This window comes from Stenotrophomonas sp. 3diitr2024 (assembly GCF_042136455.1).
GTDB lineage: Bacteria > Pseudomonadota > Gammaproteobacteria > Xanthomonadales > Xanthomonadaceae > Stenotrophomonas > Stenotrophomonas sepilia.
In genome coordinates this window covers 1-8,237 of record NZ_JBHHMJ010000848.1, presented here as the reverse complement: position 1 = coordinate 8,237, position 8,237 = coordinate 1, and the positions used below count along the sequence as shown (strand labels likewise).

7 protein-coding genes are annotated in these 8,237 nt (G+C 67.0%); 6 read left to right on the top strand and 1 reads right to left on the bottom strand.

What is annotated here, in order from left to right:
- Window positions 1-186: 186 nt before the first annotated feature.
- Window positions 187-699, bottom strand: coding sequence for a peptide deformylase (def, locus tag ABGA94_RS22395; RefSeq protein ID WP_005419619.1), 513 nt, complete (start codon window positions 697-699; stop codon window positions 187-189).
- Window positions 700-825: 126 nt separating this feature from the next.
- Here def and ABGA94_RS22390 point away from each other — a divergent pair, with 126 nt between their 5' ends.
- The 6 genes from ABGA94_RS22390 to ABGA94_RS22365 all read left to right on the top strand — a co-directional run bounded on the left by ABGA94_RS22390 (window position 826) and on the right by ABGA94_RS22365 (window position 8,165).
- Entirely contained in the window at window positions 826-1,956 is a 1,131-nt protein-coding gene (locus ABGA94_RS22390) for a LysM peptidoglycan-binding domain-containing protein (protein WP_375368117.1), read from the top strand.
- 110 nt (window positions 1,957-2,066) lie between these two features.
- Entirely contained in the window at window positions 2,067-3,194 is a 1,128-nt protein-coding gene (gene dprA / locus ABGA94_RS22385; protein ID WP_095378166.1) for a DNA-processing protein DprA, read from the top strand.
- Between the two features lie 43 nt (window positions 3,195-3,237).
- Window positions 3,238-3,711, top strand: coding sequence for a DUF494 family protein (locus ABGA94_RS22380; RefSeq protein WP_005419622.1), 474 nt, complete (start codon window positions 3,238-3,240; stop codon window positions 3,709-3,711).
- A gap of 39 nt (window positions 3,712-3,750) precedes the next feature.
- The gene (locus ABGA94_RS22375; RefSeq protein ID WP_053496977.1) at window positions 3,751-4,509 is read left to right on the top strand and encodes a pilin; all 759 of its coding nucleotides are present in this window, start codon (window positions 3,751-3,753) and stop codon (window positions 4,507-4,509) included.
- 49 nt (window positions 4,510-4,558) lie between these two features.
- Window positions 4,559-5,488 carry an RDD family protein gene (locus tag ABGA94_RS22370; protein ID WP_375368116.1) on the top strand — a complete coding sequence of 310 codons (930 nt, stop codon included), beginning with the start codon at window positions 4,559-4,561 and terminating at the stop codon, window positions 5,486-5,488.
- Between the two features lie 193 nt (window positions 5,489-5,681).
- The gene (locus tag ABGA94_RS22365; protein WP_235649062.1) at window positions 5,682-8,165 is read left to right on the top strand and encodes a DNA topoisomerase I; all 2,484 of its coding nucleotides are present in this window, start codon (window positions 5,682-5,684) and stop codon (window positions 8,163-8,165) included.
- Window positions 8,166-8,237 lie beyond the last annotated feature (72 nt).

The following is an 8,237-nucleotide window of genomic DNA, read 5'->3' as shown; positions in this document are numbered from 1 at the left end:
GTGGCGCGCCGCGGCGCGCAGCGACGACACCGCGAATTCCGGCGTACCGGCAAAGACAATCCTCATGGCTACCCCACTTGCAGGATGGATTCGTGCAGGAAAGAAAACGGCGCCGTCGGCCGGCGCCGTGCAGCCCGCGCGCGTCGCGCAGGCACGGGCCACCCGAAGGGCGGCCCGGATGGGCGATCACGCCACGTGCTTGCGCTGCTTGGCCAGCTTCTTGCGGACCATCTCGCGCTTGAGCGGCGACAGGTAGTCGATGAACAGCTTGCCGTCCAGGTGGTCCATCTCGTGCTGGATGCAGGTGGCCAGTACTTCACCCGCCTCCAGCTGCTGTTCCTGGCCGTTGCGGTCCAGGTACTTCACGGTGATGGTGTCGGCGCGGGTGACGTCGGCGAAGATGCCCGGGACCGACAGGCAGCCCTCCTGGTACACCCGGCCCCCGTCCCTGGCGACGATTTCCGGGTTGATGAACACATGCGGTTCATTCTTTTCTTCGCTGACATCGATGACCATGAAGCGCTTGTGCACGTCCACCTGGGTGGCCGCCAGGCCGATGCCCGGGGCGTCGTACATGGTCTGGAACATGTTGTCGATCAGTTCCTGGAAGGCCGGCGTGGTGACTTCGGCGGCGTCGATCAACGCAGCCTTGGTACGCAGGCGCGGATCGGGGAACTCGAGAATGGGGAGAAGGGCCATGGCTGTTTCCGGATAGGGGGCCGGCACGCCGGCATACGTCGCAGATTCTAGCTCCAACGCTTGCCTTGCGCCCCGGTTTCTGGACTATAGTGCGTGGACCTGTTGGGGAATCAGGGCTTCACACCTATGTTGCTTCGTTTTCGTACGGTCGTCGCCGCGGCGATGCTGACCGTGGCTGCCTATGCTACCGCCGTGGAAGTGAATGGCGGGCACCCGGACACCTATGTGGTCCGAAAAGGGGATACGTTGTGGGATATCGCCGCACGTTTCCTGCAGAAGCCTTGGCTGTGGCCGGAGATCTGGCAAGCCAATCCGCAGATCGCCAACCCGCACCTGATCTATCCAGGTGACGTGCTGAGCCTTGCCTACCTGGACCGGGTGACCGTGTCCCAGGCCGGCCCGCGCCAGGAGGCCCCGATCGACGCCATTCCGCTGGCCCAGGTCGAGCCGTTCCTGAAGCAGCTGAGCGTTGTCGACAGCATCAAGCAGCTGCCCTACGTGGTCGGCCTGGAGGACAGCCGCCTGCGCGTGTCCGGCGGTGACACCGTCTACGTGCGCCTGGCCGATGCCCAGGTGGGCCAGCGCTGGGCCGTGGTACGCCCGACCGTGCGGTACGCCCAGCCCAAGCCGACCGAAGACCTGACCGCCAATGGCGACGTGACCCCGGGCAGCGGCAACCTGTGGAAGGCCTACAACGCGCCCAACGCCCGCCGTGGCGTGCTCGGCTACGAGCTGGCCCAGGTCGCTACCGGCACCATCACCCAGATTGCCGGCGGCAAGGTCGAGGCCTCCACGCTGGTGCTGGACAAGAACGACGGCGGCCGCGAAGTGCGCGCCGGTGACCGCCTGGTACCGGTCGAAGCCAAGCCGTACGACCTGCAGTTCATCCCTCATGTACCCGCTGCCGGTGTCGAGGGTGTGGACGTGCGCGTGCTGGCCGTCACCGACATGTTCAATGCCGGTGGCCCGCGCGACGTGATCGCGATCTCGGCCGGCCGTGCCCAGGGCGTGGACAACGGCACCGTGTTCTCGCTGTGGCGCCCGGGCCGCCATGTGGCGCACCGCATGAAGTACCCGAACTCCTCGCGCATGGACGACTCGCTCAACACCGGCGCGGGCCGGGTCTCGCTGCCGGATGAGTATGCCGCACACGCGATGGTGTTCCGTACCTTCGACAACGTCAGCTACGCGCTGGTGATGCAGGGCGTGAAGCCGGTGCAGGTCGGTTACAACGCGCTGCACCCGGACGCGAAGTAACCGTTGCCGGGCGTGCCGACCGCTGCCCGGCAGGCGTCTGCGGGAAAACCTGACGATCACGTGCGAAGGCGCCCTAGGGCGCCTTTGTTGTGTGCGGCCGATAGTGGGGGATGACCACGCATGCATATGAGGCGCTGCTGCGCCTGTTGATGGCGGGAGGCGCACTGGCGCCACGACGGGCCCTGCTGCAGGCCGCGGGCGGTGCGCAAGCCGCCATCGCGCAAGGCCCGGCGAACTGGCGCGCGCACGGCTGCACGCCGGAGCAATGCGCCGCGCTGGAACGTCCCGAGGCCCGGGCGCGTGCAGCCGCCCTGCGCTGGCTGGAACAGGACAATCATCACCTGCTGCCCTGCACCGATCCGGCCTTTCCACCCTCGTTGCTGGAGGTGCCCAACCCGCCGCTGGCGCTGTTCGTCGCCGGCGACCCCAGCCTGGCCTGGCGCCCGTCGGTGGCGCTGGTCGGCAGCCGTTCCCCCACCCCGGGCGGGCGCGCACTGGCCGCGCGTTTTGCCGGCTGTTTCGTCGAAGCGGGCCTGGCGGTGACCAGCGGCCTGGCCGCAGGCATCGATGCGGCTGCGCACCAGGCCACGCTCGAGGCCGGTGGCTGCACCGTGGCGGTGATCGGCACGGGCCCTGACCGCGCCTATCCGGACAGCCACGCCCAGCTGCAGGCGCGCATCGCCGCCGAGGGCGTGGTGCTCAGCGAGTACCTGCCGGGTACGGCGGCCCGCCCAGGTCACTTCCCCGCGCGCAACCGGCTGGTGGCCGGGCTGGCGCTGGCCACCGTGGTGGTCGAGGCCGCGCAGCGTTCGGGCGCGCTGATCACCGCGCGCCTGGCCGCCGAGGCAGGCCGCGAGGTCTGTGCCCTGCCCGGGTCGGTGCTCAACCCGCGCGCGGCTGGTTGCCACCGCCTGATCCGCGAGGGCGCGGCGCTGGTCGAGCGCCCCGAGGAGGTTCTGGAACTGCTCGCCCCTGCCCTTCGCCTGCAGCTGCCGGGCTTGCAATCGCGGCTGTCCACCCCCACTGAACAGGCACTGCCGGCCCTCCTGCCGGCGCGCTGGGCCGACGACCCTGACTACCAGTGCTTGTGGCGAGCCCTGGACCACAACCCAAGCGGTATGGATTCACTGATCACGCGCTGTGGATTGACGGCGCCCCAGGTGTCCTCCATGCTGCTGGCCATGGAACTGGCGGGAATCGTGGTGTGCGTACACGGCCGCTACTGTCGAACGCCCTAGTTTCTTCACCTCCACAGCGTCGCGCGACGCAGGCCGAGGGGCAATGAAAGAGAGCATCCTGGATGTACTGCTGTACCTGTTTGAACACTATTTCAGCGAAGATGCGGACCTGATCCGTGACCGCGATTCGCTGCAGAACGGCCTGATCCAGGCCGGTTTCAGCCCCACCGAGATCAACAAGGCGTTCGACTGGCTCGATGCCCTGGCCGCGCAGCGGCCGAGCGTGGCCCAGGCGCGGGTCGATGGCCCCGTGCGCATCTACCATGGCCCCGAGCTGGACAAGCTGGATGTGGAATGCCGCGGCTTCCTGCTGTACCTGGAACAGCACGGCATCCTCGACGCCGACCAGCGCGAGCTGGTGCTGGACCGGGCGATGGCCCTGGACCAGGACGAACTGGACCTGGACGACCTGAAATGGGTCGTGCTGATGGTGCTGTTCAACCAGCCCGGCTCCGAAGCGGCCTATGCCTGGATGGAGACGCAGATGTTCATGGACGAGCCAGAACCCCTTCACTGACCGTACACTTGGGGGCATAGCGCATTCAGGAGCGTCCCCGTGAGCGAGTGGTTCCATGCAGAAGGCAACCGGCAGCAAGGCCCGCTGCCGGCGGAACAGTTGGTCGAGTTGTTCCGAAACAACCAGATCTCCCTGGACACCCTGGTCTGGCGCGACGGCCTGCCGCAATGGCAGCCGTTGCGTACCGTGGTCGACGAGCTGGGCCTGATCGTGCCGGCACTGGACGTTGCTGCGCCGGCCCAGCAACCCGAGCCGGAACCGGAACCGGTGGCCCCCCCTCCGCCCCAGCCGCCTGTGCTGCCGCCGTCCACGCCCTATGCCACCCAAGCGGCAGCCGGGGTTCTGCCACCGCCGAAGAAGAAGCTCTCCGGTTGCGCCCTGACCGCGATCATCGGCGGCGGCCTGCTGCTGGTACTGGTACCGATCATGGCCATCCTCGCGGCGATCGCCCTGCCCGCATACAACGACTACACCGTGCGTGCCAGGATCGCGACCGCGGTCAATGCCCTGCAGCCGCTGAAACAGCAGGTGCAGCACTTCGCCGACGATGAAGGCCGCTGCCCCGGCGCCAACGATGCCGGTTTCCCGGCCCCGGGTGACTTCACCCAGGCCGGCCTGTCGGCGGTGAACATCGGCCGCTTCAACAACGGTCACTGTGGCATCGAAGCAACGCTGGCCGTGCCCGGCAAGAGCCTCGATGGCGACCTGCTGTGGCTGGAATATGATCGGGACAGCGGCCGCTGGGAATGCAGCGGTGAAAGCGACGACAAGTACCTGCCGACGTCGTGCCGCGGCTGAGCCACGCGCACGGCAGCACCTCCAAGGACGATCCAACAGGGAACATGCAATGACTGAGTGGCACTACGCCGTAGGACAGCAACGCCAGGGCCCGCTGTCGGTCCAGGAGATCCGCCAGCGCTTCCAGCGCGGCGAACTGAACCTGGACACCCTGGTCTGGCGCGAAGGCATGGCCCAGTGGGCTGCACTGCGCCAGGTGGTCGATGAACTGGGCCTGCAGACGCTGGCCGACGCCAGCACCGCCACTGCCAGTGGCGGCTTCGACCTGCGCAGCGACTACGCCGCCATCGACAACGGCACTGCGCCGCTGCCTGGCACGGGCGCGCTCAGCAGCTCACCCTACAACGCACCGGCCGCCGCCGCTGCCGGTGGCGCGCGGCCGGTGATCGGCGGCGAGGTGGTCTACGCCGGCTTCTGGAAGCGCGTCGCGGCCTACATGATCGACTACTTCGTGCTGGCCGTGCCGGGCGGCATCATCGGCGCCATCATCGGCGTGGTGCTTGGCGCCAGCATGGGCGCGGTGGGCAGTGGCGAGACCTCCATCGAAATCGTCGCGCAGCTGGCCAGCGCGCTGATCAACATGGCCATCGGCGTGGCCTACTACACCTGGTTCCATTCCTCGCAGGGCGGCGCCACGCTGGGCAAGATGGCGGTCGGCATCAAGGTCGTGCGCAGCAATGGTGACCGCCTGACCCGTGGCCGCGCCTTCGGTCGCTACTGGGCCATGCTGCTGAGCAGCTTCACCCTGGGCATCGGCTTCCTGATGGCCGCCTTCACCGAGCGCAAGCAGGGCCTGCACGACATGATCTGCGACACCCTGGTGGTCGACCGCTGGGCCTACACCGACCAGCCGCAGCTGCAGCGCCATGAGCTGGGTACGGTCACCATCGTGATCCTGGTACTGACCGGCCTGCTGACGGTGGCGGGCCTGGTGCTGCTGGTGGCTGCGGTCGGCTTCATCGCCAAGATGGCCTCATGAACGGCCATCCTCACGTCTGGCTGCTTGACAGGGGCTGGCCGGGCGTGATTCCTCTAATAAGGTGAAACCTGAACGCCCGGCACACTACCGGGCGTTCAGCGTATTGATTTGTCCGTGGCCGCTTCACTAATGCGGCCGTTTGCTCCACCCTAGCGGCCCCTTCCCTGCGGCTCGCCCCACAGACACTGCTGCCATGCCCAAGCACCTGCTCATCGTCGAATCGCCGGCCAAGGCCAAGACGATCAACAAATACCTCGGCAAGGACTACACCGTCCTGGCCTCGTATGGGCATGTGCGTGACCTGATTCCGAAGGAAGGCGCGGTCGACCCGGACAACGGGTTCGCCATGCACTACGACGTGATCGACAAGAACGAAAAGCATGTCGATGCGATCGCCAAGGCCGCCAAGGGCGCCGACGACATCCTGCTGGCAACCGACCCGGATCGCGAGGGTGAAGCGATCAGCTGGCATATCGCCGAGATCCTGAAGGAACGCGGGCTGGTCAAGGACAAGCCGATGCAGCGCGTGGTGTTCACCGAGATCACCCCGCGCGCCATCAAGGAAGCGATCAGCCAGCCGCGTGCGATCGCCAGCGACCTCGTCGACGCCCAGCAGGCCCGCCGCGCACTTGACTACCTGGTCGGCTTCAACCTGTCGCCGGTGCTGTGGCGCAAGGTGCAGCGCGGCCTGTCTGCCGGCCGCGTGCAGAGCCCGGCGCTGCGCATGATCGTCGAGCGCGAGGAAGAGATCGAAGCCTTCATCGCCCGCGAGTACTGGTCGATCGCTGCCGAGTGCGCGCACCCGTCCCAGCACTTCAATGCCAAGCTGGTCAAACTGGACGGGCAGAAGTTCGAGCAGTTCACCGTCACCGATGGCGACACCGCTGAAGCGGCGCGCATGCGCATCCAGCAGGCCGCGCAGGGCTCGCTGCACGTCACCGACGTCGCCAGCAAGGAGCGCAAGCGCCGCCCGGCGCCGCCGTTCACCACCTCCACCCTGCAGCAGGAAGCCTCGCGCAAGCTCGGCTTCACCACCCGCAAGACCATGCAGGTGGCGCAGAAGCTGTATGAAGGCGTGGCCATCGGCGACGAAGGCACCGTCGGCCTGATTTCGTACATGCGTACCGACTCGGTGAACCTGTCGCAGGACGCGCTGGCGGAAATCCGCGACGTGATCGCCCGCGACTACGGCATCGCCTCGCTGCCGGACCAGCCCAACACCTACCAGACCAAGTCGAAGAACGCCCAGGAAGCGCACGAAGCCGTACGCCCGACCTCGGCCCTGCGCACCCCGTCGCAGGTCGCCCGGTTCCTTACCGACGACGAGCGGCGCCTGTACGAGCTGATCTGGAAGCGTGCGGTGGCCTGCCAGATGATCCCGGCCACGCTCAACACGGTCAGCGTCGACCTGTCGGCCGGCAGCGAGCACGTGTTCCGCGCCAGCGGCACCACCGTGGTCGTGCCCGGCTTCCTGGCCGTGTACGAGGAAGGCAAGGACAACAAGAGCGCCGAGGACGAGGATGAGGGCCGCAAGCTGCCCGCGATGAAGCCGGGCGACCGCATCCCGCTGGAACGCATCCTGGCCGAACAGCATTTCACCCAGCCACCGCCGCGCTACACCGAAGCGGCGCTGGTGAAGGCGCTGGAAGAGTACGGCATCGGCCGTCCCTCGACCTACGCCTCGATCATCCAGACCCTGCTGTTCCGCAAGTATGTGGAAATGGAAGGCCGCAGCTTCCGCCCGTCCGACGTGGGCCGCGCGGTGTCCAAGTTCCTGTCCAGCCACTTCACCCAGTACGTGGATTACGACTTCACTGCCAGGCTTGAGGACGAGCTCGATGCCGTCTCGCGCGGTGAGGAAGAATGGATCCCGCTGATGGCCCGTTTCTGGGAGCCGTTCAAGGAACTGGTCGAAGACAAGAAGGAATCGGTCGACCGCGCCGAGGCCAGTGGCGCGCGCGAGCTCGGCACCGACCCCAAGACCGGCAAGCCGGTCAGCGTGCGGCTGGGTCGCTTCGGGCCGTATGCCGCCATCGGCAGCACCGCCGAGGACGCCGAGGAAAAGCCGAAGTTCGCCTCATTGCGCCCCGGCCAGTCGATGCACACCATCTCGTTGGAAGACGCGCTGGAACTGTTCCTGATGCCGCGCGCACTGGGCGAGGACAATGGTGAGCCGGTCAGCGTCGGCATCGGCCGCTTCGGCCCGTTCGCCAAGCGCGGCAGCACCTACGCCTCGCTGAAGAAGGAAGACGACCCGTACACCATCGACCTGGCCCGCGCCGTATTCCTGATCGAAGAGAAGGAAGAGATCGCGCGCAACCGGATCATCAAGGAGTTCGAGGGCAGCGACATCCAGGTGCTGAACGGCCGCTTCGGCCCGTACATCAGCGATGGCAGGATGAACGGCAAGATCCCCAAGGATCGCGAGCCGTCATCGCTGACCCTGGCTGAAGTGCAGCAGTTGATGGAAGAAACCGGCAAGCCGGTGCGCAAGGGCTTCGGCGCCAAGAAGGCCGCTGCGAAGAAGGCACCGGCCAAGAAGGCTGCGGTGAAGAAGGAAGCAGCGCCGAAGAAGGCCGCGGCCAGGAAAGCGCCGGCCAAGAAGGCTGTGAAGAAAGCTGCCGCAAAGAAGGCACCGGCGAAGAAGGCCGTCAAGAAGACCGCTGCAAAGAAGTAGATCCACGCCATGCGCGGATGAGGGGCGGTGCCGGCCGCTGGCCGGCAACACCTGGAAGCGTCGGATGCCGGC

Excerpts from the sequence above, each read along its gene's own strand:
- def (WP_005419619.1), bottom strand. The coding sequence starts at position 699 with ATGGCCCTTCTCCCCATTCTCGAGTTCCCCGATCCGCGCCTGCGTACC.
- ABGA94_RS22390 (WP_375368117.1), top strand. The coding sequence starts at position 826 with ATGTTGCTTCGTTTTCGTACGGTCGTCGCCGCGGCGATGCTGACCGTG.
- dprA (WP_095378166.1), top strand. The coding sequence starts at position 2,067 with ATGACCACGCATGCATATGAGGCGCTGCTGCGCCTGTTGATGGCGGGA.
- ABGA94_RS22380 (WP_005419622.1), top strand. The coding sequence starts at position 3,238 with ATGAAAGAGAGCATCCTGGATGTACTGCTGTACCTGTTTGAACACTAT.
- ABGA94_RS22370 (WP_375368116.1), top strand. The coding sequence starts at position 4,559 with ATGACTGAGTGGCACTACGCCGTAGGACAGCAACGCCAGGGCCCGCTG.
- ABGA94_RS22365 (WP_235649062.1), top strand. The coding sequence starts at position 5,682 with ATGCCCAAGCACCTGCTCATCGTCGAATCGCCGGCCAAGGCCAAGACG.